The sequence below is a fragment of the Flavobacterium chungangense LMG 26729 genome, assembly GCF_000735715.2.
GTDB lineage: Bacteria > Bacteroidota > Bacteroidia > Flavobacteriales > Flavobacteriaceae > Flavobacterium > Flavobacterium chungangense.
On record NZ_JASY01000007.1, the window covers coordinates 154,867 to 181,655 of the forward strand.

Consider the following 26,789-nt stretch of genomic DNA (forward strand, 5'->3'; position numbering starts at 1 on the left):
AAATGGTTACACCTTAAGTAAACTTAGAGTTAAGTAGTAATTCTCTTGAATTAATTACAGCGATTTAAAATACTTGTTAATATATCGATTTGAAAATATACAGTGACATCAACTGTAAGACTGTCTATATTCCAATGGAGTTATATCCATTTTGCTTTTAAATAATTTACTGAAGGATTGAGGATACTCAAACCCTAGTTTAAAAGCGATCTCACTAACTGACAAATTGGTGGTGGCCAGATTTTCTTTTGCTTTCTCAATCAGTTTTTCATGAATATGATGTTGTGTATTTTGGCCTGTCAGGGTACGCAGCATATCACTCAGATAGCTCGATGAAATTCCCATTTCTGATGCCAGGCTGTGAACCGTCGGTAAGCCTGTAATTGCATCATCTTCAAAATGCTTATTTAAAGCCATCTCAAATCTGGTCAGCACATCGTTATTTGCCATTTTTCTGGTAATGAATTGTCGGCTGTAAAAACGATTACAATAGTTTAAAAGTAATTCCAGATTTGAAACAATCACATCAGCACTGAGGTTGTCGATTCGAGACTCATATTCTGTAACGATATTGCTAACCAGACCTTCGATCAGTTGTTCCTCATCATCTGACAAATGAAGCGCTTCATTGACCTCATAGGAAAAAAAACCGTAGTTCTTAATATTTTTTCCCAAAGGATAGTTCCTGATGAGATCCGGATGAAATAGTAAAGACCAGCCTTCATTATCCTTTTCGTCTCCCTGATCGACAGAAATAACCTGTTGAGGTGCAGAAAAGGTCATCGTCCCCTTGTCAAAATCATAATAATTTCGTCCGTATTTGAATTGGCCTTTGAAATTCCGTTTAATACAGATCTGGTAAAAATTCAAAACTAATCGCTCCACCGTTTGGTCTTGTGGTACTTCATCCTTATGATTAATCAGCGATATCAGTGTGTTCTTTGGGGGAGGCAACTTCAGCATTCGGTGCAGTTCTGATACTGAATTGATGATGGTTACCGATTTTTCTTCTTTAGCCATAATACATTATTTTTTTGAAATTACAAACTTACACACGATCTCTTTGTATACGATCAAAATGTTAAGTTAATCATTTATTTGTAACCACCGGAAACTTCCACCATCTGTCCGGTAATTATCTTAGATTCGTCAGATGCAAAAAACACGGCCATCTTACCTATATCTTCAGGCTTCGCCATCCTGCCTAATGCACTTCTGTTTATTGTTTCTCTTATCACTTCGGAATCACTATCGACTCCCAACTTTGCGACCCCTTCTGTTAGAACACCTCCAGGTCTGATAGAATTGACTCTGATGTTTTTAGGTCCCAACTCCTGTGACATTGAAATGGTCAGTGCGTCTGCAGCAGCTTTTGACGATCCATAAACGATAGAATAAGGATCAGGTCTTGTTCCTGCATAAGAAGTAATGTTTACAATACTTCCTCCCCGGTTACCAAAAGCTCTAACAGCTTCCTGGGAAGCGAGAAGTATCCCTAAAACGTTAATGTCGAACATTCGTCTGTATGATTCTTCAGTAATCGCTTCTAGTGGCGCAAATTCATATACTCCTGCGTTATTGATCACTGCGTCGACCTTGCTGTAAGCATCTTCTGCAGCTTTAAAAAGTTTCTGTACATCTTCTTTTTTAGACATATCGCCCTGTACGCTAATAGCTTGGCCTCCTTGGTTTGTGATTTCATCAACAACCGAATTAGCATCTTCTCTGCTGGATGCGTAATTAACCACAACTTTAGCTCCTGCAGCTCCGGCTTCGCGAGCTATTCCGGCACCAATTCCTTTTGATGCACCAGTTACGATGACTACTTTATCTTTTAATATTTGACCCATTGATATTTTTTTAAATTTTATAATTACAAATTTCCAGGTTTTATAAATACAATGCGTATTCAAAACAAAGCAGGTTGTATCCAAAATGAGTGGGACCACGCCTAATAAATAAAAAAAATAGAAAACCTTGACAGATGCAATCTTAAAAAGCAGTTTGGAAGTAGAATAAGGTTGCTGTTGCTGCCTGAAAAATATGAATGTCACAGGGGGAATATCATATCAGTAGAAATAATTAGGAATATATAATTTCGTTATAAGAAAGTTCAATTGTAAGCTGAGAACTTTGCACATGATATGATTTCAAGAGCTGGGATGCAGGACAAAAAAAAAGCCACTCGATTTGAGTGGTCTGTTAAATCTGTAGAAGAAATAAATTAGAACAAAAAACTAAATCCCTTATTTGATTTAGATGAAAAACCTTCTTCAAATTTTTTGATTTCTTTCAAAAGATATTGCTCATATTGGTTTTTCATAAAGGTTCTAAAAAGCTCAATATTTTCATTTTCTCGTGTATCAATTAACGCCTGAATATAATCCTGTTTATCTTCACTATTAACAATAGCAAGTGGAAGATTATAAAATGCCTGAATATAATTCATTAGCAATCTGGAAGTTCTACCATTTCCATCATAAAATGGATGAATACTTACAAGATTAAAATGAGCGTCAAATGATAAATTTAATTTTTCATCAATTGAAAGATTATTATTCATACTTGTATTAATGAATTTTACTAATTCATTTGTCAATCTTTCAACTTTATCATAATTTGGAAAATAAGAAACGCCGGCTGTAATATTTCCTTTTCTAAACATTCCTTTACTGGCATCAACCTCGCCCAAAATAGTATTATAAATACCTCCTGTACTTTTCATTACAACTGCATTAATTTCTTTGATTAATTCAGTTGTAACTGGTATTTGATTCTTTGCTTTATCGATAATAAAATGAAGTGCTTTAAAATGATCCGTAACCATTAAGGTATCGTTTACAGGTTTACCTTTAGGTGTTAGACCATCATCCAACAGAATTTGAGTTTCTAATTCTGTCAAAGTTGATCCTTCAATTTTTGTAGAATGGTGGCTTATGGAAATTAGATTGAACTTCTCATAATGCAATACATCAGTAATTCCTAAACTATTAAATTTTGCTACCAAAGATTCCATTTTATACAATTTAGAATAATTGATTATAAAAATACGATTCTAAATCTATAAACGAGATAAGTTAGAAGAAAATCGCAAACAATAAATCAATCATGATTGTATATAACAAAAAAGCCACTCGATTTGAGTGGCTTTTGATGTGATCCCAGAAGGATTCGAACCTTCGACCTACGCATTAGAAGTGCGTTGCTCTATCCAGCTGAGCTATGGAACCATTTGTTTTAAAACTTTATAGCAAAGTTTCTGTCGGGGTGGCAGGATTCGAACCTGCGGCCTCCTGCTCCCAAAGCAGGCGCGATAACCGGGCTACGCTACACCCCGAAGGCAAAATTTAAGCGGAGAGTAAGGGATTCGAACCCTTGGTACAGTTCCCCATACGCTTGTTTAGCAAACAAGTCCTTTCGGCCACTCAGGCAACTCTCCAAGCTCAAGGAACATGCCCTATTTTGCGGTTGCAAATGTAAGACAACATTCCATATCTCACAAGTATTTCGGTGCTTTTTTTTATCTTTTTTCAATATTTTTTTTAAAACACTTCACAATCAAACGAATAGAATTAACAAAAAAATGATCTTAAATTTAAAATTCATTCGAATTGATTCAAAATTTGAATTTGTATAAATAAAGATTAAATTTGCTAGAATAACTAATAATTACAGAACAATGAACAAAAGAGTTGTTATCGTTTCTGCCGTTAGAACACCTATCGGAAGTTTCATGGGAGGATTGTCTACTGTACCGGCACCAAAATTAGGTGCGGCTGCTATAAAAGGAGCACTCCAAAAAATTAATCTTGATCCAAAGTTTGTGGATGAAGTTTTCATGGGTAATGTTATTCAGGCCGGAGTTGGACAAGCTCCTGCACGTCAGGCAGCACTTTTTGCCGGATTATCGGAAGAAGTAGTTGCTACAACTGTAAATAAAGTTTGTGCTTCCGGAATGAAAGCCGTAATGTTAGCTGCTCAGGCAATTACCTGCGGAGATGCTGAAATTGTTGTGGCAGGCGGAATGGAAAGCATGAGTTTAATTCCGCACTACGTACAAATGCGTTCCGGAAATAAATTTGGTCCTGCGACTCTGCTGGACGGAATGCAAAAAGATGGTTTGACAGATGCTTACGATAACAACGCAATGGGAGTTTGCGCTGATTTATGTGCCACTGAATACAACATCAGCCGTGAAGAGCAGGATAATTTTGCTATTCAGTCGTACGAAAGAAGTGCAAAAGCATGGGACGCCGGAAAATTTGATAATGAAGTTATTCCTGTAGAGGTTCCACAAAGACGTGGAGAACCTATTATCGTTTCAAAAGATGAAGAATATACGAATGTAAAACTAGACAAAATACCTTCTTTAAGTGCTGTTTTTACCAAAGACGGAACTGTTACAGCAGCAAATGCCTCCACTATTAATGACGGAGCTGCAGCATTAATTTTAATGTCTGAAGAAAAAGCAACTGAATTAGGATTAAAACCTTTGGCCTATATAAAAGGTTATGCTGATGCCGCTCAGGAACCAAAATGGTTTACTACAAGTCCTGCAAAAGCACTGCCTAAAGCCTTGGAAAAAGCAGGAATCGGAATTGGGGATGTTGATTATTTCGAATTCAACGAAGCTTTTTCTGTAGTAGGTTTAGCTAATTCCAAAATCCTTAATTTAGATAACGATAAAGTAAACGTAAATGGCGGAGCAGTTTCTTTAGGACATCCTCTTGGAGCATCAGGAGCCCGAATTATTGTTACTTTGTTAAATGTTTTAGAACAAAACAATGCTAAAACAGGAGCTGCTGCAATTTGCAATGGCGGTGGTGGTGCTTCGGCTATTGTTATCGAAAAAGCTTAAATAAATATTCTATTTTAGGAGTTATTGAATTCAAATGCTCCTAATTTTAAACTTATAAATTACCTTAAATGTTCGGAATCTGCAATCTTGCCATAGTACCCGTTCGAGCTGAAGCTAGTGACAGAAGTGAAATTGTTACACAGCTTTTGTTTGGTGAACATATCGAAATATTAGAACGCCAAAATCAATGGGCGCGAATAAGAATTCAGTTCGATGATTATGAGGGCTGGGTAGATTCTAAACAATATCAGGTAATTTCTAAGGAGCATTTTAATCAATTAAGCAAAGAAGCTATTATTTTAAACGCTGATTTGATTGATTATATCAGTGCACCGGATAATTTATTACTTCCAATTCCGCTTGGCGCTTCATTGTCTTTTCTGAACAATAGTGAAATCAATACTTCAAACTTTGATTTTGAAGGCACAAAAACCAGCGGAATTAAACCTAAAAGTGCATTAATCAGCACGGCATTTATGTATTTAAACGCTCCTTACCTCTGGGGCGGAAAAACACCTTTTGGAATCGACTGTTCGGGTTTTACACAAATGGTTTATAAATTAAACGGTTACAGAATTCATCGTGATGCCTCTCAGCAGGCACTCGAGGGTGAACCTTTAAGCTTTATCGAAGAAAGTGAAGTAGGGGATTTAGCCTTTTTTGATAATGACGAAGGAAACATTATTCACGTCGGAATTATAATGGAAAACAACTACATCATTCACGCAAGTGGAAAAGTACGCGTTGACCGTTTGGACCATTTAGGAATCTATAATCCTGAATTAAAAAAACACACTCATAAGCTTCGTGTGATTAAGAAGATTATATAATATTCAATAAATTATTTTGAATTAAACAAGCTTTTATATTAATGCCGTAAACATCGAATTCCCGATTATTATTATAGTTTTAAAACAAGCTTTTGTTGACTACAGATGTCTTTTTTTAAAGTATAATTATATTTAACCCGCTGGATGAAATTAAAAATAAGTGTCAGGTTGAGTCCATTCGTCTTCGCTCAGGATAAACTTAGTCGAAGCCCTTTCGTGTTCAAAAGCCTTCGACTCCGCTCAGGATGACATCAATTCTTTAAGTTATAAATGATTTTTAATCCCGATTTTATACTTTTTATAATCAAGTCAATTTTTTTAATCAATTTCACGCAACGGTTTGTATTTAATTATTTGATATTTAGTATGTTATGTTTAATTGCAATCTATGTAAACCAGTTTGGTGAAATTATTTCGGGCTAAATGATACAAATTAATATCGACGTCGATAAATAAATTAATATACATATCACACCAGGTTACAAACATATTTTAGAGCGTTAGATTTTTAAGTTTTTCTTACTAATCCTTCTGCATTCAAACTTAAGCCTCTTTTAGTTCGTTTTTTTTTTTTGTATTTCCACAAAACCTTTTGCAGTACTTTACAATCCTCCCAATCCACTTTTAAAAACGTTGTTGGTCGAAATAGTATGAAATAGAATATTGATTTACTGTAAATTTATATTTTAATTAGTCTTACTAACAAAAAATATTAATTTCTGACCCAATGAAGAACATATTTTTATTACTTATTCTTTTTTTAATAGGAACACCGGTTTTTTCTCAGGAATTGGTAAAATCTCCTGAGCCTTTTGGTCCGTTGCCAACACAAAAACAAATCGACTGGCAGGAAATGGAGTTTTATGCTTTTGTGCATTTTTCGTTAAATACTTTTACCAATAAAGAGTGGGGTTATGGCGATGAGTCACCGCAATTATTTAATCCAACGAATTTAGATGTTCGACAATGGGCGCGCATTGTAAAAGCTGCCGGAATGAAAGGAATTATTTTGGTGGCCAAGCATCACGATGGTTTTTGTTTGTGGCCGTCAGCGTATACAGAACGCTCTGTGAAAAATTCTCCATGGAAAAATGGAAAAGGAGATGTAGTAAAAGAATTGGCTGAAGCATGCAAAGAGTATAATTTAAAATTAGGATTGTATCTTTCTCCATGGGACAGAAACCACGCTGCATACGGCAAACCTGAATATATAACCTATTTCAGAAATCAGTTAAAAGAATTATTGACCAATTATGGAGATGTATTCGAAATGTGGTTTGATGGTGCCAATGGAGGAGATGGTTATTATGGCGGAGCCAACGAAATAAGAAAAATTAATACACTGGAATATTACAATTGGGACGAAACTTATAAATTAATTTACAAAACCGCACCTAAAACTCTGGTTTGGGGAGTCGGCCCGTCTGAAGCAAGATGGATTGGAAATGAAGAAGGACGTGCCGGAAAAACCAATTGGTCGCTTTTACGCCAAAAAGATGAATTGGCAGGCAAAGTTCATTATACCGAATTTATGTCGGGGCATGAAGATGGAGAGAAATGGGTTCCTGGCGAAGCCGATGTTTCCATCAGACCGGGATGGTTTTATCATAAAGTTGAAGACGATAAAGTACGATCACTGGACGAGATGGTTGATATTTATTATGAATCAATTGGCCGTAATGCTACTTTATTATTGAATCTTCCGGTTGACAGAAGAGGTTTGGTTCATGAAAATGATGAAGCCCGATTAAAAGAGTTAGTTTCGACTATAAAATCCGATTTTAAAACCGAATTATTAGCAGGAACAAAAGTTTCTGCTGATAATATAAGAGGAAACAGCACTTTATTTTCGGCAAAAAATGTAACAGACGGAGATAAAAATACCTACTGGGCAACAGACGACAATGTAAAAACAGCTTCAATTACTTTTGAATTTGATAAACCAACTGATGTTAATCGTATTCTGTTACAAGAAAACATAGCACTTGGACAACGTGTAAAATCTTTTAATGTTGAAGTTAAAGTGGATGGAAACTGGAAAGCGGTAGTTAATGAAACAACTATTGGCTATAAAAGAATTCTAAGAATCGAAAGAGTTAAAGCATCGGCATTAAGAATTAATATAACCGATTCAAAAGCCAATATTGTTATTTCAAATATTCAGGCTTATAATGCACCAACTTATGTACGTATGCCAGAAATCATCCGTGATAAAAATGGCAATGTAACCATAAAATCTGAAGACGGAAATCCTGTTTATTATTCGCTTGAAGGAAAAAATCCAACGAAAAAAAGTATTTTGTATAAAGGAACATTTCAGTATAAGAATGCAGGTCAGATAAAAGCTGTTGCTATGAATACACAAGAGAGTGTAAGCAGTGCTGTAAAAACAGCAAAATTCGGTGTATCAAAAGAAAACTGGAAAATTGTTACCGCTTCAAGTGGCGATTTAAAACAGGCCGACAGAATTATAGATGGAAATCCAAATACAGACTGGAGTTTTGGAAATGATTCTAATAAACTGCCTCAGGAAATCACAATCGATATGGGAGGTGTTTTAAGTCTAAAAGGGTTCACTTATCTGCCACAACAGGTTGGAAATAATCTCAATTTGATTTCGAACTATGAATTCTATTCCAGTATGGATAATGTAAAATGGACGTTAGAGTCACAAGGCGAATTTTCGAATATAAAACACAATCCGATTGAGCAAATTAAGACATTTAAGAAAAGGAAAGCCCGATATATTCGTTTCGTTGCTAAGTCGGCAGTAGGAAAAGGGGCAGCTGTTTCTATTGCAGAAATAAATATCATTGAACAGTAATTGACCTTTAATTTGTTTAAAGTTTCAAACTATGTTTTCTAACGAAGTTAACAGGTTATTAGTCGAATTTTTGATTTATTAGATTATGTAATACTTAATTTTATACTAATAAATTAGAACATCAGGGAAATGATTAAAGAAAGTATAAATTTCAAAGAAGCGGGAAAGTTTGAAGAAACTCGTTTTGAGAAGATTCATAATGTAATTTTCGATTCATCTCACGAGGCATCTGTATTGGTAGCACAGGAGATAGCGAATATAATTCAGAGAAAAGAAGAGTTAAACGAACCTTGCGTTTTAGGATTAGCAACCGGATCATCACCAATAAAAGTATACGAAGAATTAGTAAGGCTTCATAAAGAAGAGGGCTTAAGTTTTGAAAATGTAGTAACTTTTAACTTAGATGAATATTATCCGATGGATAAAAACAATATTCAGAGTTACTGGTACTTTATGCATGAGCATCTTTTTAATCATGTGAACATTTTGCCTCAAAATATTAATATTCCTGACGGAAACATCAGCAATGAAGATCTGCAGCAATATTGTATTGATTACGAAATGAAAATTAAATCATACGGCGGATTGGATTTTCAGCTTTTAGGAATTGGAAGGACAGGTCATATTGGTTTTAACGAACCGGGATCTCATGTTAATTCAGGTACAAGAAGTATTACACTGGATCACTTAACGAGAGTAGATGCGGCATCATCATTTTTAGGAATTGACAATGTACCTAAAAAAGCGATTACAATGGGAATTGGTACCGTAAAAAATGCCAAAAGAATTGTACTTCTTGGATGGGGAATCAGCAAAGCAGAAATTATTAAGAAAACCATTGAAGGTGAAATTTCATCTCGTGTTCCGGCTACGTATTTGCAGCAGCACAGCAACACAACATTTGTTTTAGACACAGAAGCTTCATCAGAATTAACGAGAGTAAAAACCCCCTGGTTGGTAAAATCGGTAATCTGGACAGAAGAATTAAAACTGAAAGCAGTGGTTTGGTTAAGTGAGTTGACTAAAAAACCTTTCCTTAAACTGACAGATAAAGATTATAATGATAACGGGATGTCAAGCGTGTTGTCTGAAGAAGGAACTGCCTACGATTTGAATATTAAAATGTTCAACAAAATGCAGCAAACCATCACAGGATGGCCGGGCGGAAAACCAAATGCCGATGACACGTACAGACCGGAACGTGCAACTCCGGAGAAAAAAAGAATTATCATTTTTAGTCCACACCCGGATGACGACGTTATCTCGATGGGAGGCACTTTTGACAGATTGGTAGAGCAGGGACACGATGTGCATATTGCATATCAGACTTCAGGAAATATTGCCGTTTCAAACGAAGAGGCATTGAAATTTGCTGAAATTACAAAAGCATTAAATCCTGATTCTGCTGAAGCTGAAACGATTATCAACTTTCTGAAAAATAAAAAAAGCAACGATGTCGATTTGCTGGAAGTCAGAAAACTAAAAGGTTTAATTAGAAGAAGCGAATCTTTAGGAGCAACAAGATATTTAAGTGTATCGGATTCTAATGTGAATTTCCTTGACCTGCCATTTTATGAAACAGGAACGGTAAAGAAAAATAATTTAGGTGAAGCAGATATACAGATTATGTGCGATATCATTGAAAGAATCAAACCACACCAAATTTACGCAGCCGGAGATTTAGCAGATCCGCACGGGACGCACAAAGTTTGTCTGGATAGTTTATTCGAAGCTTTGAAGAGATTAAAACACAAAAGTTTCATGGATGACTGTTGGGTTTGGTTGTACAGAGGTGCATGGCACGAATGGGAATCGTATCAAATTGAAATGGCAGTTCCAATGAGTCCGGATCAGGTGCTTAAAAAGCGTCATGCTATTTTCTTCCACCAGTCTCAAAAAGATGGTGTGATGTTTCAGGGTGATGACAGTAGGGAATTCTGGATAAGAGCAGAAGACAGAAACAGATTAACTGCAGAAAAATATCATGCTTTAGGATTAGCAGATTATTCAGCAATCGAAGCTTTCAAGAGATATTTCTTCTAAGAAAATTTTAAAAATATAATAAACTATTTCATGTAGTTTATTTTGGTTAGTTAGTTACCAAGTTTTGAAAATGCAGCCGTGGTTGGCTGCATTTTTTGTGTTTTATAATCAAAGTTTTTATTTTGGTATAAATAATTAATTTTGAGTAAACGCTCTATGCTTCTGGAAATACTTGTTATCCAGAGTTCATTCCGCTTCGCTCATTATAGACTTTTAGTGAAGACTTTTTACGGATCAAGTTATAAATCACCGGATTGGCAAAAGTTAAGTGTAAATATTAATTCGCAGTAAATTAATTATGAAAAATATAATTTATATAATATTCTTTATAGCATCAACATCTTTAAATGCTCAAACAAAAGAAAGCGATTATTTTACCCTTTATAAAGGAGGTGAGAAATATTTGAAACCTGTAAAATATGTGCTTTTCGATTCTTTAAATCCTAATACTGAACGCAAAAAAGACAAACAAAAAATTTATTTCCATATTATGGGAGAAAGTTTTGTTTATAAAAAAAATTATGCCGTAGACACTTGCCCAATAAATTTTTTACAAAAAATAAAATTGGATAATCCTGCAGATTTACAGAAGAATGCATACAAATATTTTAAAAATAAAAAACAAGAAGTAGAAAGAAAAACAAATAGTAAACTTCTCGTTTTAAATCCAGTAACCAATTTTTTTCCGTACTTTAAGGTTTATATATTGGAAAGAAAAAATAACAATAAATTGATAAAATATGAAGTTGATTGGGAATATTCGTCTTTCTAAAAAGGCAGAACAGTTTTTATATCTATTAGTTACTCTCTTTTTTATAACTAATTTAACAAATGCCCAGAATAAAAAACAAGCCATAAATGATTTTTTACATACAATCATTCCTGATTATAATCAAAAAATATTTATAACAAAAGAGAAAACAAGTACAAATCATGTAATTGATATTTTTAAAGGTAAAACTTCTAAAAATTCTCTAACCAATGAATATAAAAGAGATGAAAGAGAAGAAATTAAACCACCTCTCTATAATGAAGAGGATTGGAGAAAAATGAAAAAAAAATATTATCATAAAGCTGAAGAAAATACTGTAGCAAATAATTTATGGGTTTCTACGGATTTTGATTATAAACATATTGAATTATTTTCAGCTCATTTATTTATAGAATTTATTGTCTATCATTCAGAACAACATCGCCCAATCACAAATATTTTTTCGTTTTCAGAACCTATATTTTATAGTGGTAAAAAGTATTTAGTTTTTAAAGTTGGTCAAGGAACGACTGAATCAATTAATGGCTTAACTGATAATTATTTAATAATCATGAAAAAAGAAAAAAGAAAATGGGTTGTGATTAATAAATCGTACCAACTCGATGTGTTTTATTAGTAGTAATAAAAAGCAGTTTCAAAACTTGAAACTGCTTTTACTTTTATATATTAACTTGTTCCGGAAAACTGAATTATTATATTTATTTCACCACTCTCAAGTGATAAAAGAACGGTTTTCGCTAAATTTTGATAATTTGATAATACAAAATAGTCATTCTAACAAAGTTTAAAATTTTTGCTTTACATGACATTTTTCAATTAGGTTTATCCTGAGTGAATTTGAATGGGTTTAGGAAAATTTAAATCGAAGAATTCAAAATCCGCTGTTTTACATGATCGATGTACGATCTTCCAATAACATATCTCAGTCCTTCGATCTCGATACTATTTCCTTCAACGGCATCGATTTTGTCAATTGCAATCGTGTATGATCGGTGTATTCTCAGGAAATTTTTTTCGGGTAATAAATCGGTAAAATCAGACAAGGTACTGTGAATTATATATTTGCCTGTTAAAGTGTTTATTTTTAGATAGTCTTTAAGGCTTTCGATCACCAGAATTTCGTTAAAGAAAATTTTCTTCATTCTCTTTTTGTCAATTTTAACGAATATAAAAGGGCTGTCCGGATGGCTGTCCGGACTTGAATTGTCCTTTTTCTCAATCCTCCTGCTTATTTTATTTAACGTTTTCATCAATCTTGGAAACTCAATGGGTTTCACTAAATAATCTAAAACGTCAAGTTCATAAGTTTCTATTGCAAACTGGCTATAGGCACTTGTGATTACAATTAAAGGAGGGTTTTCGAGACTTTTTATAAAATTAATTCCATCGAGAACGGGCATGTTTATGTCCAGAAAAATAACATCGACATTATTATTTTTAATAAAATTCAGGCCTTCAATCGGATTACTGAAAGTATTTGTTACCTCAAAATTTTCAAGTGGCTCTAAGTAATTTTTAATAATATTAATTGCCAATGGCTCATCGTCTATAATCAAACAATTTATTTTCATTTCTATAATCTTAGTTATTTGAGCGAAATAATTTTGCAGGTGAAATCAATAAGGGGAGTATTTGTTTTAGGTGACTTTAATCACAAGCTTTACGACAAAAATATTCTTTTTATTTTTAAAAGAAAGCTTGTAGTCATTTTTATTATAGCCTAATTCAAGTCTTTTTTTGACATTTTCGAGACCTATACCACTTGACTTGTTAAAATTGTCTTTATGCCCTGTAATTTGGGGCTTTGGATTTGAAATTGTAAAATGAAGAAAGTCTTCTTTAACTTTAAAATTTATATCAATTTTGACCTTTCCTGTGTTTTTATTTACACCATGTTTAAAGGCATTTTCAATAAAAGTAAGTAATATCACCGGAGAAATTTCTTTATCATGTATATCACCGGAAACTGCCATGTTTATTTCCAGTCTTTCATCATTTCTAATTCGCTCCAGATCAAGGTAATTTTGGATGCATAAAATTTCATTTTCTAAAGATTGTTTTTTACCCTTCGTATCGTAAAGCATATACCGCATCAGTTCAGAAAGTTTAAGTACAATTTTTGGGGTTTTGTTTGATTTTTCTACAGATAACGAATAAATATTATTCAGTGTATTAAAAAAGAAATGAGGCGAAATTTGAGATTTAAGAAAAAGCAATTCTGTTTCCAGTTGTGATTTCTCTAAATCGGTTACTCTTTTTTGTTCTTTCTTGAAATCTAAAGTTATTTTAATTGCAGTTACAAAAGTCATCACATACAATTCGCCCATCATCATGTCAATGGTATAATTGAGGGTGAGTTTTTGAATAGTTTCAGGGCCTTCAGGCCACACTTGGTGCGTAATTAATAAATAGGTAAGATTGAATTTAATAACGACCATTAAAAAAATGGTTGCTAATACAGACAATACATACAGAATATATTTTTTTCGATAAACCAAAAAAGGCATAAAAACCAGTATATTCAGATAACACAAAGTCATATGAATAGGAAAACCTAATAAATTTGTTTTTAATGAATAGCTGTAATTGTTAAAATAACTTCCCCATCTAAAAGTATTAAACAAGAAATAAGTCAGCCAGAAAAACACATGATAACGCAATGGTATCCGATATAATTTGTTAGAATTGAAATTCATAATAAAAGTGCATTTTGTGACTTTTTTTGATGTTTATCTAAGTTTATGTGTTGTCCGTCTAAATTAGTTTTAACAAAAGTCAAATTTATTTAAATTTAAAGTTAAATTAAGGTTGTATTATATGAAGAATTTTTTACTATGTCTTTTATTTGTAATTCTGGTTGCAAGTTGTAAAATAAATGTAAACAAAAATAATAATCCGAAAGATATTTTTGTAAGTCAGGTTGATCCTTTCATAGGCACTGGAGGACATGGACATACGTATCCGGGAGCGACTCTTCCTTTTGGAATGCTTCAGGTAAGTCCTGACAACGGTATTTCGGGCTGGGATTGGTGTTCAGGTTATCATTATTCAGATTCTGTTGTGGCTGGTTTTGGTCATTTGCACTTAAGCGGAACCGGAATTGGAGATTTGGCCGATATTTTATTCATGCCGACAAACAAAAAAGTCGATTTAACATTACAAACAACTTCACGAGATCAATTACCTTATAAATCAGCTTACAGTCATGCTAACGAAAAAGCAGTACCGGGTTCTTACCAGGTTTTTCTTGAGGATCCTAAGATTAATGTAGAATTAACGTCTTCACAAAGAACAGCTTATCATAAATATACATTTGCTAAAAACGACAAGCAATCCGTGGTTGTCGATTTAGGATTTGCCATAAATTGGGATAAAGCCCTAAAAACCGGAATTACAATTGAAGACGATTATACTATAAGCGGTTACCGTTATAGTAAAGGCTGGGCATTAAACCAGAAAGTGTTTTTTGTAGCAAAGTTTTCAAAACCTATTTCAGAATCAGTTTTAACGGCTGATAAACAAATTGTTAATGCTAAAAAAGCAGAAGGAGAAAATACTTCGTTACAATTGTTTTTTGACCCGAAAAACGCAACTGAATTGTTTGTGAAAGTAGCACTCTCATCTGTAAGTGTAGCAAATGCAAAAGACAATTTAGACGATCCAAAAGTTAATTTCGATGAAACGAAAGCAAATGCATCTTCAATTTGGAATGGAGCTTTAGGCAAAATAAAAGTTGAAACACCGATAGATTCATTAAAAACAATTTTTTATACCGCAATGTATCACGCACAAGTTGCGCCTGTAACCTATAGTGATAAAAATGGGCAGTATAGAAGAGAGGACGATCAGATTGTTACGGCAAAAGATCATACTGCCTATTCAACTTTATCACTATGGGATACTTTTAGAGCCGAAAATCCTTTATTGACTTTACTGGCTCCAGACAAAGCTTCGGACATTGTCAACTCAATGTTAGCGTATTACGATACCAAAAAAATATTACCGGTCTGGACACTTTATGGCAACGAAACCAATACGATGACAGGTTATCATTCTATTCCTGTAATTGTCGATGCGTATTTAAAAGGTATAAAAGGTTTTGATGCCGAAAAAGCATTCGAGGCAATGAAAACCACCATGATGCAGGATGAAAGAGGACTGAATTTCTACAAAAAATACGGTTACATTCCGTATAATTTATTAGACGAATCGGTTACAATTACTCTCGAATATGCTTATGATGACTGGTGTGTAGCGCAGATGGCGAAAGCTTTGGGTAAAAATGAAGATTACCAGTTTTTCTTAAAACGTTCTCAGGCATACCGATATTTATTTGATCCGAAAACGGGTTTCATGAGAGGAAAATCCGAAGATGGAAAATCATGGAACGAACCTTTCGATCCAAAACATTCGAACCACAGGGAACATACAGATTATACTGAAGGAAATGCCTGGCAGCACAGTTGGTTCGTACCTCATAATGTGAAGGATGTTATTTCGCTTCACGGAAGTAACGAAATCTTTACCAAACGTTTAGAACAATTGTTTACAGAGAGTTCAGAGATTACAGGAAACAATGTTTCGGCAGATATATCTGGATTAATCGGTCAGTATGCACACGGAAACGAACCAAGCCACCATATTGCTTATATGTTTAATGCGGCAGGTCAGCCATGGAGAACACAATACTGGGTTCGTTATATTTTAGATACGCAATACAACACAACACCAAACGGATTAAGCGGTAACGAAGACTGCGGACAAATGTCGGCCTGGTACGTTTTCAGCTCCATGGGATTATATCCAATGAATCCGGCTTCCGGAGAATATGAAATTGGAAGTCCGATTTTCGAAAAAGCAACCATCAATCTTGAAGGAGGCAAAACGTTCGTAATTGAAGCCGAAAATGTTTCAGATAAAAATTTTTACATCCAGTCAGCAACTTTAAACGGAGTTGAATTCAATCAGACAGCAATCAAACATCAACAGATTTTAAAAGGAGGGACTTTACATTTTGTAATGGGAGCACAGCCAAATAAAAACTGGGGAATCCAAAAATAAATACATAAAACAAAACTAACCTAACAACAAAAAATTAATGGATATTATTGACGTATCAATCATCGTAGCTTATATTCTGCTCTCGGTAGGTATAGGAATTTGGATTTCAAGAAAAGCATCAAAAGGACTAGATGATTATTTCCTGGGTGGAAAAACAATTAAATGGTATTTCTTAGGTCTGAGCAACGGATCAGGAATGTTTGATGTTTCGGGAACCTCATGGATGATTGGAGTTTTATTTCTGTACGGCGTAAAAAGCTTCATGTTTATGTGGCTGTGGCCGATATGGAACCAGATTTTCGTCATGATGTTCCTTGCCGTCTGGATCAGAAGATCAAAAGTTATGACGGGTTCTGAATGGATTCTGACTCGTTTTGGAAGCGACAGAGCCGGAAAAGCATCTCATATTATTGTAGCTATTTTTGCCATTATCTCAACAATTGGTTTCATTGCGTATTTCTTCGAAGGAATCGGAAAATTTGTAACCATCATCCTTCCGTGGGATTTGACGCTTCACTACGGCGATATGATTTTATTGACCTCAGAGCGTTCTTATGCCTTGTTAATCATTTTCTTAACGACAATTTATACCGTAAAAGGCGGAATGTTCTCAGTAGTTGCAACAGAAGTTGTACAATATTTAATTATGATTATAGCCGGAGTTTTAATTGCAGGTTATGCCTTCATTAATTATACCGATATTCAGATTAATGCAGTTATTACAGAGGAATGGAAAAATGTTTTTTTTGGATGGCAGTTTGAAACCCAGTGGAGCGATAAATTTCAGACTTTCAATAATTTAATTGATTCAGAGGGGTACAAAATGTTTGGCGCTTTCATCGGAATGACCTTATTTAAAGGTTTCTTTGCGAGTGTGGCAGGGCCAACACCAAGTTATGATTTGCAAAGGGTTCTTTCAACCAAATCAGTCAAAGAAGCCGCTTATATGAGTGGTTTTACCAACCTGATTCTATTCATTCCGAGATATTTATTAATCACCGGAATTGTGGTAATCGCTTTGGTAAACTTAGCACCTGAATTAAATGCAAACACAGGTTTAACCGGAGCCGATTTAGAATTATTAATGCCAAAAGTGGTGAATTTATACATTCCGGTTGGAATAAAAGGTATTTTACTGGCAGGTTTGCTAGCCGCTTTTATGTCAGGATTCTCAGCATTTGTAAATGCAGGACCAGCGTATATAGTAAATGATATTTACAAAAAATACTTCAAACCGGTAGCAACAAATGCACATTATATAAAAGTAAGTCAGATTTCGTCTTTCCTTGTTGTTGGTTTAGGCGTTTTTATGGGATTCTTTGCAGATTCGATCAATTCATTGACTTTATGGATTACAAGTGCATTATACGGAGGTTACGTAGCGGCAAACTTTCTGAAATGGATTTGGTGGCGTTTTAACGGCTGGGGTTATTTCTGGGGAATGTTCGCCGGATTAATCGTAGCTTCTTTGCAATTTGCTTTAGGTCAGGCCAAAGGAGGCTTGTCAGAAGGATCATTTTTATATGATTTAGCACAAGTACAAGCTATTTACCTGTTCCCATTAATATTTGGATTCTCAATTTTAGGTTGCCTCTTAGGAACATATTTGAGCAAACCAACAGATATGGAAGTTTTAAAATCCTTTTATTCAAACGTAAGACCGTGGGGATTCTGGAGTCCGGTTTATAAATTGTTAAAAGCCGAAGATCTGGCTTTCGAAAAAAACAATGATTTCTGGAGAGATATGATGAATTGTGCTATCGGAATTGTATGGCAGTCGAGTATGATTTTGCTTCCGATATTTTTTATCATCAGAGATTATCCAAAAGCGATTACAGCATTAGTGGTATTTTTAGTGACAACAACGATATTGAAGTTTACATGGTTGGATAAAGTTCGTCGAATAGAAGATTAGAGAATTAGAAAATTAGAGAATAGGATAATTAGTCAATTAGAAAATATAAAACACAGGACAGCTTTGTCAAAGTTTTAAACGTCTAATTTGTCATTTCGACAGAGGAGAAATCACACGCGTAACTCGACAAAGATTGACGTCACAGTTTGTCATTCTGACGAAGGAAGAATCTTCACGAGAAACTCTACAAAAATTGGCGAATTTCTGAGTGGAGTCACTTACGAAGATCCTTCCTTCGTCAGGATGACAAAACAGAGAGAATAAAAATAAAAAACAATAAAAAAACAAAAAAATGAGCAGTATTCCCTGGCAAGACAGACCCGAAAACAGTAAAGATGTAATGTGGAGATATTCTGAAAATCCAATTATTGACCGATACGCAATACCATCATCAAACAGTATTTTTAATAGTGCAGTAGTTCCTTTTGAAGAAGGATTTGCGGGAGTTTTCAGATGTGACAACAAAGCGGTTCAAATGAATATTTTTGCCGGATTCAGTAAAAACGGAATCGATTGGGATATTAATCATGAACCAATTGTAATGCAGTCCGGTAATACAGATATGATTGAATCTGCTTATAAATACGATCCGCGTGTGGTTTTTATAGAAGATCGTTACTGGATTACCTGGTGTAATGGCTATAATGGCCCAACAATCGGAATTGGATATACTTTTGATTTTAAAGAGTTTTTTCAATGCGAAAATGCATTTTTACCTTTCAACAGAAACGGCGTTTTATTTCCACAAAAAATTAACGGAAAATACGCCATGTTAAGCCGTCCGAGTGATAACGGACATACGCCTTTTGGAGATATCTGGATTAGCTACAGTCCGGATATGAAATACTGGGGTGAGCACAGATTAGTTATGAAACCAACTCCTTTTGAAGACAGCGCGTGGCAGTGTACAAAAGTTGGGGCAGGGCCAATCCCTATTTTAACCAACGAAGGATGGTTGATGATTTATCACGGCGTTATCAATACCTGCAACGGTTTTCGTTATGCAATGGGATCTGCGCTGCTTGATGTCGATTCACCGGATAAAGTAAAATTCAGAACACAGCCGTATTTATTAGGACCTGCAGAGATTTATGAAATGGTTGGAGATGTTCCAAATGTAGTTTTTCCATGTGCAGCTTTGCATGATACTGAAGAGGATAAATTAACCGTTTATTATGGTGCAGCAGATACCGCAGTAGCAATAGCTTTCGGAAAATTGAGTGAAGTGATTCAGTTTACAAAAGATAATAGTTTATAAAAAATAAGCATGCTTTTAAAAAATCAATGGTTAACAATTGTTTTAGTTTTTTCTTCGATTGCAGTGTTTTCACAATCGAAGAAAAATACTATTGTACCTAAAACCTATACGGCGAATAAAATTACAAAACCAATTTTAATTGATGGAGATGAATCAGATCCGGCTTGGAAAAATGCAGCCTGGACTGCTCTTTTCGAAGATATCGAAAACGATATTAAACCTAAATATGCAACAAAAGTTAAAATGCTCTGGGATGAAACCAATTTTTATATTTTAGCAAAAATTGAGGAGCCGCATGTTTGGGCAAATTTAAAACAACGTGATACCATTATTTTTTACAACAACGATTTTGAAGTTTTTATTGATCCCGACGGCGACACTTTTAATTATTATGAATTAGAGATAAATGCATTAAATACAGCCTGGGACCTGTTTTTATCAAAACCTTACAGAGAAAATGATAATGTTGTTTTAAACGACTGGAATATTCCGGGTCTGAAATCAGCGGTAAAAATCAGCGGAACGCTTAATAACCCAAATGATACTGATGAAGGATGGGTTTTAGAAATGGCAATTCCCTGGGCATCTTATAAAAAATCTTACAACGAAAATAATGTGCCGGCAGATAAATTCTGGCGTGTTAATTTCTCAAGAGTAAACTGGCAGCATTCACTGGTTGATGGTAAATACGAACGTAAAAAAGATGCTGACGGAAAATTTCTGCCTGAGTATAACTGGGTCTGGTCGCCAATGGGCGTAATTAATATGCATGAACCTGAAAAGTGGGGATATGTTTATTTTTCTTCGAAAGAGGAAAAAGACACTTTTACAATTCCGCAGGACGAAAAAGTAAAATGGGAGCTCTATAATTTATATCGGACTCAAAAAGAATATTATCAAAAAAATAAAGCCTGGGCAAAAGCATTAACGGATTTAACGAAAGAAACAATCAAAGTCGATGGTAAAGTTTTAAAACCTATCTTAGAAAATCATTCTTCGGGATATAATATTTTGGTAAAAAGCCCTTTTTCAAACCAAACTTTTACCATTAAAGAAGATGGTCAGTTCTTAAAGTAAAAACAATTAGACAATTTATCAGTAATGATTCATTTTAAGCAACATATTATGGCAATTAAATCCCTTTTTTCAGTCCTGATTATCAGTCTGTTTTTTGCTTGTTCTTCCTTAGAAAGAAAACAAAATCAACCCAAAGAGGATTTTAAAATAATTGGATACGTTGCCGGGTATGAGAATTTTGATCCCGCAAAAATTCATGCGGGCAAATTGACTCACCTTAATTATGCCTTTGCTAATATTGTTGATGGTAATGTTCAGTTTGAGCTGGCTACTGATAAAGCGAAAATAGAAAGCGTAATGGCGCTTAAAAAGCAAAATCCCGGTTTAAAAATAGTGTATTCTATTGGCGGCTGGGTTTGGTCAGATCAGTTTTCAAATATAGCTGCTTATGCTCAATCAAGAGAAAAATTTGCTAAAAGTGCTGTTAAACTAATGAAAGCTTACGGCTTTGACGGAATTGATATCGACTGGGAATTTCCCGGACAACGTGCAGAGGATAATATTTTCAGACCTTCAGACAAAGAAAATTTTACCTTATTATTGGGCGAATTGCGGAAACAATTAGAAATTCAGACTAAAATAGATAATCAGCATTATTTGCTCACTATTGCAGCAGCAGCGGATCAGGAATACATCAACCATACTGATTTGAAAAAAGCACATCAATATCTTGATTTTATAAATCTGATGTGTTATGATTTTTATAACGGCTGGTTTTATCAAACAGGACATCACGCTAATTTATATCCTTCCAAAGAAGAAAAATTTGGAGGAAACAGTATTAGTGAGTCGGTAGATGCATTCTTCAAAGAAGGTGTGCCTGCTCACAAGCTTATTTTAGGAATCCCTTTTTATGGAAGAAAGTGGGAAAAAGTAACACCCGAAAATAATGGTTTATACCAGTCAGCCTTAACAGGAAGTGCTATTGTGGCATCCTGGGAAATTGCTGCAGCATTAAAATCAGGAAAATTTCAGGAATTATATGATGATTCGGCAAAAGCATCTTATTTATGGAATGCCCAGGAAAATATTTTTATTTCTTATGAAACTCCAAAAGAAATTGCTTTAAAAGCAGCGTTTATTAAACAGAAAAAATTAGGCGGTGCTATGTTTTGGGAATATAGTTTAGACAATAATCAGGAATTATTAAACAAACTGTACCAAAGTGCAAGTCTAACAAAACAAAGAAATTAAGTATGAAACTACCAAAACTATTACTTTTTTTACTGGCACTTAGTATTTTTTCATGTGCAAAAAAAGAAGAACAAACCACTTTTAAATTCGGAGTCTGGACAACCGCTGATGCTAAAAAGTCAGATGCAGACTATACAAAAGAGTTTAAAAAATACAAAGAAGGAGGCATCGACGAAGTATTAATCAATACGGGAACTGATCCAAAACTTTTAAAAAGAATAGTGCCTTTAGCTACAAAAGAAGGTTTAAAAGTTCACGCCTGGATTATGGCGATGAACAGACCCGGAGATTCAGTTGCATTGCAGCATCCGGAATGGTATCAGGTGAGCAAAGAAGGTAAATCCTGTTTTGATAATCGCCCTTATGTCGATTATTACCAATGGCTTTGTCCTACAAGAAAAGAATCTAGAAATCACGTTTTGCATTTAGTCGAAGAACTGGCAAAAGTTGAAGGAATCGAAAGTGTTCATTTAGATTATATCCGCTTTCCGGACATCTTTTTACCAATCAGCTTATTGCCAAAATACAATCTTGTTCAGGATGTAGAGTTGCCTCAGTTTGATTTCTGTTATTGTGACGAATGTGTAAAAGCATTTGAAAAAATACATCATAAAAATCCAAAAGAGAGTCATAATACTTCCATCGATATGGAGTGGAAAAACTTCAGACTCAATGCGATTAAAGCCGTTGTTGATGATGCATACAAAATTGCACACCAACACAACAAACAATTAACGGCGGCCGTTTTTCCTTATCCTGAAATGGCAGATCACATGGTGCGCCAGCGTTGGGATAAATGGAATATCGATGAGGTTTATCCCATGATTTATCATAGTTTTTATGATGAAGAAATTGACTGGGTGGGTTATGCTACAAAACAGGGCGTTGCTGATTTAGAAGATAAGAAAACGAAAATCAATACAGGAATTTATATTCCGGGTTTGAAAAACGATGCAGAATTAAAAAAAGCTATTTTGTTAGCAAAAGAAAATGGGGCAGTTGGTGTTTCATTTTTCGACGGAAATGCATTGTCAGAAAGTAATTTAAAGACAATCAAAGAAACAAAATCAAGTTTAAAGTAATATCTTTTAAACACATAGAAACATAGGTTTTAAGTCTGAATAAAAAGAATATAAAAAGAAACTAGTTTCTAACACATAGCTATGTTTGTTAATGCAAGTGAAACGCCTTTTATACGGTTTCAAAAACTATGTCCCTATGTGTTTAAATATAACTAAAAGTAAAAAGCATGTCAAATAGAAGAGATTTTATCAAAAAAGCCGCTTTAGGTGCAGCAGCCGTAAGTTCTGTTATTGGCTTTAGCGGATTTGCAGAGAAAGAAGATGAAAAAGAAGGTGCGTTAGAATTTCCTTCAAAAAAGCCAATTGTAATTTCGACCTGGAATCATGGCTTGCCTGCCAATCAGGAAACCTGGAAACAGTTAAAAGCAGGAAAATCAGCTTTAGATGCAATCGAAGCCGGAATGAAAATTCCAGAAGCAGACCCGACTGTTCGTAGTGTGGGTTACGGAGGATATCCAGACCGCGAAGGAAAAGTAACTTTAGATGCCTGTATTATGGATCACAATAGCAATTGCGGTTCTGTATGTTTTCTGCAGGGAATTAAACACCCAATTTCGGTTGCTAAAAGGGTTTTAGAAAACACGCCTCACGTGATGTTAGCCGGACAAGGAGCTTTGCAATTTGCTTTATCAGAAGGATTTAAAGAAGAAAACCTGTTAACTCCAGAATCAGAGAAAGACTGGAAAAAATGGCTGGAAGATTCTAAATATAAACCCGTTATCAATATAGAAAATCACGATACCATAAGCATGCTAATGTTAGATCAGGACGGCAATCTTGCCGGAGGCTGTACAACAAGTGGTGCTGCCTGGAAAATGCACGGACGCGTTGGCGACTCCCCAATAATCGGTGCGGGGCTTTTTCTGGATAATGAAGTAGGGGCGGCTGCAGCAACCGGTTTAGGCGAAGCTGTTATCAGAACCGCAGGAAGCGCCATGGTTGTTGAATTAATGCGTCAGGGAAAATCTCCTTACGATGCCTGTAAAGAAATTACAGAGCGTATTTACAACAAACATAAAAACCACAAAGACATGGAATACCTGCAGGTTGGTTTTATTGCTTTGAATAAAAATGGTGAATACGCAGGTTACAGTTTAAGATCAGGATTTAATTTCGCCGTTTCAGATGATGAAAAAGGTCACAGAATGGAGGATGCAAAATTTAAAATGTCGTGGGATAAATAATTGTGACAAAGTTTTGTTATTCCGAGGAACGAGGAATCATACTCGGGATTCGACACAGATTGGAATATACGCAATATTTGTCATTTCGACGAAGGAGAAATCTCCGCAAGAAACTCTACAAAGATTGACGAGTTACGTTGAGGAGCTACTAACGAAGATTTACTTCGTCTGTTCGATATCGCTCGGGTCTCCTTCGTCGAAATGACAAACTGAAGTCAAAAACTTCAAAACATAAAAATAAAACCAGTTTCTATGTGCATTCATGCATAGTGTAACGCCTTTCTAAGCTTTAAAAAACTATGTCTATATGTGTTTAAGAAATAATCGCATAGAGAACCCAAAAAACAAAGAATGAAAAAAGTACTATTCCTATTAACCCTAATCACTTCAATTTTCTCGGCTAACGCGCAGAAAGTTTACACGGAAAATGATATTCGTATCATTCCAAAACCGAGTCAGACTCTTATTAAAACTGGTGTTTTTGAATTTACAAAAGATACAAAATTTGTAGTAAACGGTGATTTCCAAAAAGATGCCGCAAATGCTTTGGCTTCTAAATTTGAAGTTGCTGCAGGATGGAAACCAGAAACGACAACAAAAGCGCCAGTAAGCAATTTTGTTCAGTTTAAAGTTGATCCGAACTTAAAAAATGAAGCTTACGTTTTAGATGTAAATCCGACGAGCATTGTTATTGCTGCTAAAGGAAATGTAGGTTTTATGTATGGTTTAGAAAGTATAAGACAATTACTTCCTGAAGCAATTGAAAGTAAATTTGCGATTTCTACTGCAAAATGGGAAATTCCAAGTTTGACCATAACAGACGAACCTCGTTTTAAATGGAGAGGTTTAATGCTGGATTTATCACGTCATTTCTTTGATAAAAATTACATTCTGGCTACAATCGATCGTTTGGCAATGCACAAAATGAATGTTTTGCATTTGCATTTAGTTGATGATCAAGGCTGGAGAATCGAAATTAAAAAATATCCAAAACTAACTGAAGTTGGCGCTTGGAGAGTAGATCAGGAAAACTTATCCTGGAATGCAAGACTTCCGGTAACAGCAGATCAAAAAGGAACGTACGGAGGCTTTTTTACTCAGGAAGAGTTAAAAGAAATTGTAAAATATGCCGCATCAAAAAACATTGAAGTAATCCCGGAAATCGAAATGCCGGCACACGTAAGCAGTGCTATTGCCTCGTATCCTGAACTGGCATGTTTTGATCAGAAAATTGGTGTTCCGTCAGGCGGATTATGGCCAATTACAGATATTTATTGTGCAGGAAAAGAAACGACGTTTGAGTTTTTAAAAAATGTAATTGACGAAGTAATTACGATTTTCCCTTCAAAGTATATTCATATTGGCGGAGACGAAGCTACTAAAACCAATTGGGCAAAATGTCCGCACTGCCAGAAAAGAATCAAAGACAATAACCTTAAAAGCGTAGAAGAATTACAAAGTTATTTTGTAAAACGAATGGAAAAATACATCAATTCAAAAGGAAAAAGAGTAATTGGCTGGGATGAGATTTTAGAAGGTGGTTTAGCTCCTGAAGCAACAGTAATGAGCTGGAGAGGAATGAAAGGCGGCATCGAAGCAGCAGATCAAGGTCACGATGTAATTATGACACCGGAAAATCCTTGTTATTTTAATTTTTATCAAGGTCCGCAAAACGAAGAACCTTTAGCATTTGATGCTTATAATCCGTTAAACGAAGTGTACAAATTTGATCCTGTAGTTGCAACAATGACACCTCAGGAAGCAGCGCACGTTTTAGGTGGACAAGCCAATTTATGGGCAGAACATATCGCTGGTCCAAAAGATTCTGAGTATATGATTTTTCCAAGATTGGCTGCATTATCAGAGACTTTATGGAGTCCGAAAGAGAAACGCAACTGGAATGATTTTACCACAAGATTATTCTCTTTATTCAAACGTTACGATTATTTAGGAATCAATTATGCGAAAAGTGCGTATTTGGTAACAGCTTCTTCAACAGCTGATTTGGCAAACAAACAAATTAAAGTAGAATTGAAAAACGAGTTTCCTAATCCAGACATTCGTTATGCTTTAGGAGATAAAAGCATCGATCATCATGCTGTAAAATATGTTGTTCCAATTGAAATCAAAGAAACAACAGTTTTAAAAGCTTCTTTATTTCAAAATGATAAACCAGTAGGAAAAACATACACAGATACAATTGTTTTCCATAAAGCATTTGCACAAAAAGTGAAATACTTAACACCTTATAATCAGAATTATAAAGGAGATGCAAATACAATGGTGAACACTATCAGAGGAAGTAAAAATTTCCACGATGGACAATGGCAAGCTTGGCTGGTTAATGATATGGAATTGATAATTGATCTTGAAAAAGTAGAAAGTATTGAACAAGTCACTGTTGGAGCTTTAGAAAGCCAAGGCGCAGGAGTTAATTTTCCAATTCAAGTCAAAGTGTTGATTTCTACAGACGGAATTAAATATACACAAGTTGGAAAAATAACACGCCCGTATGCGGTAAATGCAGTTCCAGAATTGAAAGATTTCAAAATCAATTTCCAAAAGCAAAATGCACGTTTTGTAAAAGTAATTGGAGGTAACTTGAAGAAAAGTCCGAAAGGAGAAAGCTCTTGGTTGTTTGTGGATGAGATTTTGGTGAATTAAATATTTTTAAACACATAGAAACATAGA

The 26,789-nt window shown here is 34.8% G+C and carries 19 protein-coding genes and 3 tRNA genes; 14 read left to right on the plus strand and 8 right to left on the minus strand.

Annotation, left to right across the window (positions count from 1 at the left end; translation table 11 throughout):
* Positions 1-108: 108 nt before the first annotated feature.
* From JE46_RS13380 to JE46_RS13405, 6 genes are all read right to left on the minus strand, one after another.
* On the minus strand, positions 109-1,020 hold the full coding sequence (locus JE46_RS13380; protein WP_031455800.1) for a helix-turn-helix domain-containing protein: 912 nt from the start codon (positions 1,018-1,020) through the stop codon (positions 109-111).
* A 74-nt stretch (positions 1,021-1,094) separates the two neighbouring features.
* Complete coding sequence (locus JE46_RS13385) at positions 1,095-1,850, minus strand: SDR family NAD(P)-dependent oxidoreductase (RefSeq protein WP_031455801.1); 756 nt, start codon at positions 1,848-1,850, stop codon at positions 1,095-1,097.
* 374 nt (positions 1,851-2,224) lie between these two features.
* Complete coding sequence (locus JE46_RS13390; RefSeq protein ID WP_031455802.1) at positions 2,225-3,016, minus strand: Fic family protein; 792 nt, start codon at positions 3,014-3,016, stop codon at positions 2,225-2,227.
* 140 nt (positions 3,017-3,156) lie between these two features.
* Positions 3,157-3,230: transfer RNA gene (locus JE46_RS13395), tRNA-Arg, on the minus strand.
* A gap of 32 nt (positions 3,231-3,262) precedes the next feature.
* Positions 3,263-3,337: transfer RNA gene (locus JE46_RS13400), tRNA-Pro, on the minus strand.
* 15 nt (positions 3,338-3,352) lie between these two features.
* Positions 3,353-3,439 (minus strand) — tRNA-Ser (locus JE46_RS13405).
* Between the two features lie 240 nt (positions 3,440-3,679).
* On the opposite strand from JE46_RS13405, the gene JE46_RS13410 reads away from it, so the two are divergent.
* The 6 genes from JE46_RS13410 to JE46_RS13435 all read left to right on the plus strand — a co-directional run bounded on the left by JE46_RS13410 (position 3,680) and on the right by JE46_RS13435 (position 11,943).
* On the plus strand, positions 3,680-4,858 hold the full coding sequence (locus tag JE46_RS13410) for an acetyl-CoA C-acyltransferase (protein WP_031455803.1): 1,179 nt from the start codon (positions 3,680-3,682) through the stop codon (positions 4,856-4,858).
* Positions 4,859-4,926: 68 nt separating this feature from the next.
* The gene (locus tag JE46_RS13415; RefSeq protein ID WP_031455804.1) at positions 4,927-5,688 is read left to right on the plus strand and encodes a C40 family peptidase; all 762 of its coding nucleotides are present in this window, start codon (positions 4,927-4,929) and stop codon (positions 5,686-5,688) included.
* A 727-nt stretch (positions 5,689-6,415) separates the two neighbouring features.
* Positions 6,416-8,512, plus strand: coding sequence for an alpha-L-fucosidase (locus JE46_RS13420; RefSeq protein WP_031455805.1), 2,097 nt, complete (start codon positions 6,416-6,418; stop codon positions 8,510-8,512).
* A 129-nt stretch (positions 8,513-8,641) separates the two neighbouring features.
* Complete coding sequence (gene nagB, locus JE46_RS13425) at positions 8,642-10,555, plus strand: glucosamine-6-phosphate deaminase (RefSeq protein ID WP_031455806.1); 1,914 nt, start codon at positions 8,642-8,644, stop codon at positions 10,553-10,555.
* A 298-nt stretch (positions 10,556-10,853) separates the two neighbouring features.
* The gene (locus JE46_RS13430) at positions 10,854-11,327 is read left to right on the plus strand and encodes a hypothetical protein (RefSeq protein ID WP_031455807.1); all 474 of its coding nucleotides are present in this window, start codon (positions 10,854-10,856) and stop codon (positions 11,325-11,327) included.
* Positions 11,296-11,943 (plus strand): hypothetical protein, encoded by a 648-nt coding sequence (locus tag JE46_RS13435; RefSeq protein WP_031455808.1) that lies wholly within the window; start codon positions 11,296-11,298, stop codon positions 11,941-11,943. Before JE46_RS13430 ends, JE46_RS13435 begins: the two co-directional genes overlap by 32 nt.
* Positions 11,944-12,184: 241 nt before the next feature.
* On the opposite strand, the gene JE46_RS13440 is transcribed toward JE46_RS13435, so the two are convergent.
* A complete protein-coding gene (locus JE46_RS13440; RefSeq protein WP_031455809.1) occupies positions 12,185-12,898 on the minus strand; it encodes a LytR/AlgR family response regulator transcription factor in 714 nt (237 codons plus the stop codon).
* A gap of 66 nt (positions 12,899-12,964) precedes the next feature.
* Positions 12,965-14,023 (minus strand): sensor histidine kinase, encoded by a 1,059-nt coding sequence (locus JE46_RS13445; RefSeq protein WP_031455810.1) that lies wholly within the window; start codon positions 14,021-14,023, stop codon positions 12,965-12,967.
* A gap of 121 nt (positions 14,024-14,144) precedes the next feature.
* Between JE46_RS13445 and JE46_RS13450 the strand changes: the two genes are divergently transcribed.
* The 8 genes from JE46_RS13450 (at position 14,145) to JE46_RS13485 (ending at position 26,762) form a co-directional block, all read left to right on the plus strand.
* Positions 14,145-16,388, plus strand: a complete 2,244-nt coding sequence (locus tag JE46_RS13450; protein WP_031455811.1) for a GH92 family glycosyl hydrolase — start codon at positions 14,145-14,147, stop codon at positions 16,386-16,388.
* A gap of 37 nt (positions 16,389-16,425) precedes the next feature.
* Positions 16,426-18,303: a sodium:solute symporter family protein gene (locus JE46_RS13455; protein WP_031455812.1), complete on the plus strand. Its 1,878-nt coding sequence runs from the start codon at positions 16,426-16,428 to the stop codon at positions 18,301-18,303.
* Between the two features lie 292 nt (positions 18,304-18,595).
* Positions 18,596-19,561: a glycoside hydrolase family 130 protein gene (locus JE46_RS13460; RefSeq protein ID WP_031455813.1), complete on the plus strand. Its 966-nt coding sequence runs from the start codon at positions 18,596-18,598 to the stop codon at positions 19,559-19,561.
* A 9-nt stretch (positions 19,562-19,570) separates the two neighbouring features.
* On the plus strand, positions 19,571-20,638 hold the full coding sequence (locus JE46_RS13465; RefSeq protein ID WP_031455814.1) for a carbohydrate-binding family 9-like protein: 1,068 nt from the start codon (positions 19,571-19,573) through the stop codon (positions 20,636-20,638).
* A gap of 48 nt (positions 20,639-20,686) precedes the next feature.
* Positions 20,687-21,832 carry a glycoside hydrolase family 18 protein gene (locus JE46_RS13470; RefSeq protein ID WP_236010681.1) on the plus strand — a complete coding sequence of 382 codons (1,146 nt, stop codon included), beginning with the start codon at positions 20,687-20,689 and terminating at the stop codon, positions 21,830-21,832.
* Between the two features lie 2 nt (positions 21,833-21,834).
* On the plus strand, positions 21,835-22,914 hold the full coding sequence (locus JE46_RS13475) for a putative glycoside hydrolase (RefSeq protein WP_031455816.1): 1,080 nt from the start codon (positions 21,835-21,837) through the stop codon (positions 22,912-22,914).
* A gap of 167 nt (positions 22,915-23,081) precedes the next feature.
* Entirely contained in the window at positions 23,082-24,098 is a 1,017-nt protein-coding gene (locus JE46_RS13480) for an isoaspartyl peptidase/L-asparaginase family protein (protein WP_031455817.1), read from the plus strand.
* Between the two features lie 351 nt (positions 24,099-24,449).
* Positions 24,450-26,762 (plus strand): beta-N-acetylhexosaminidase, encoded by a 2,313-nt coding sequence (locus JE46_RS13485; protein ID WP_031455818.1) that lies wholly within the window; start codon positions 24,450-24,452, stop codon positions 26,760-26,762.
* Positions 26,763-26,789: the final 27 nt, after the last annotated feature.

Coding starts and splice junctions, on each gene's coding strand:
- JE46_RS13380 (WP_031455800.1), bottom strand. CDS start 1,020: ATGGCTAAAGAAGAAAAATCGGTAACCATCATCAATTCAGTATCAGAA.
- JE46_RS13385 (WP_031455801.1), bottom strand. CDS start 1,850: ATGGGTCAAATATTAAAAGATAAAGTAGTCATCGTAACTGGTGCATCA.
- JE46_RS13390 (WP_031455802.1), bottom strand. CDS start 3,016: ATGGAATCTTTGGTAGCAAAATTTAATAGTTTAGGAATTACTGATGTA.
- JE46_RS13410 (WP_031455803.1), top strand. CDS start 3,680: ATGAACAAAAGAGTTGTTATCGTTTCTGCCGTTAGAACACCTATCGGA.
- JE46_RS13415 (WP_031455804.1), top strand. CDS start 4,927: ATGTTCGGAATCTGCAATCTTGCCATAGTACCCGTTCGAGCTGAAGCT.
- JE46_RS13420 (WP_031455805.1), top strand. CDS start 6,416: ATGAAGAACATATTTTTATTACTTATTCTTTTTTTAATAGGAACACCG.
- nagB (WP_031455806.1), top strand. CDS start 8,642: ATGATTAAAGAAAGTATAAATTTCAAAGAAGCGGGAAAGTTTGAAGAA.
- JE46_RS13430 (WP_031455807.1), top strand. CDS start 10,854: ATGAAAAATATAATTTATATAATATTCTTTATAGCATCAACATCTTTA.
- JE46_RS13435 (WP_031455808.1), top strand. CDS start 11,296: ATGAAGTTGATTGGGAATATTCGTCTTTCTAAAAAGGCAGAACAGTTT.
- JE46_RS13440 (WP_031455809.1), bottom strand. CDS start 12,898: ATGAAAATAAATTGTTTGATTATAGACGATGAGCCATTGGCAATTAAT.
- JE46_RS13445 (WP_031455810.1), bottom strand. CDS start 14,023: ATGAATTTCAATTCTAACAAATTATATCGGATACCATTGCGTTATCAT.
- JE46_RS13450 (WP_031455811.1), top strand. CDS start 14,145: ATGAAGAATTTTTTACTATGTCTTTTATTTGTAATTCTGGTTGCAAGT.
- JE46_RS13455 (WP_031455812.1), top strand. CDS start 16,426: ATGGATATTATTGACGTATCAATCATCGTAGCTTATATTCTGCTCTCG.
- JE46_RS13460 (WP_031455813.1), top strand. CDS start 18,596: ATGAGCAGTATTCCCTGGCAAGACAGACCCGAAAACAGTAAAGATGTA.
- JE46_RS13465 (WP_031455814.1), top strand. CDS start 19,571: ATGCTTTTAAAAAATCAATGGTTAACAATTGTTTTAGTTTTTTCTTCG.
- JE46_RS13470 (WP_236010681.1), top strand. CDS start 20,687: ATGGCAATTAAATCCCTTTTTTCAGTCCTGATTATCAGTCTGTTTTTT.
- JE46_RS13475 (WP_031455816.1), top strand. CDS start 21,835: ATGAAACTACCAAAACTATTACTTTTTTTACTGGCACTTAGTATTTTT.
- JE46_RS13480 (WP_031455817.1), top strand. CDS start 23,082: ATGTCAAATAGAAGAGATTTTATCAAAAAAGCCGCTTTAGGTGCAGCA.
- JE46_RS13485 (WP_031455818.1), top strand. CDS start 24,450: ATGAAAAAAGTACTATTCCTATTAACCCTAATCACTTCAATTTTCTCG.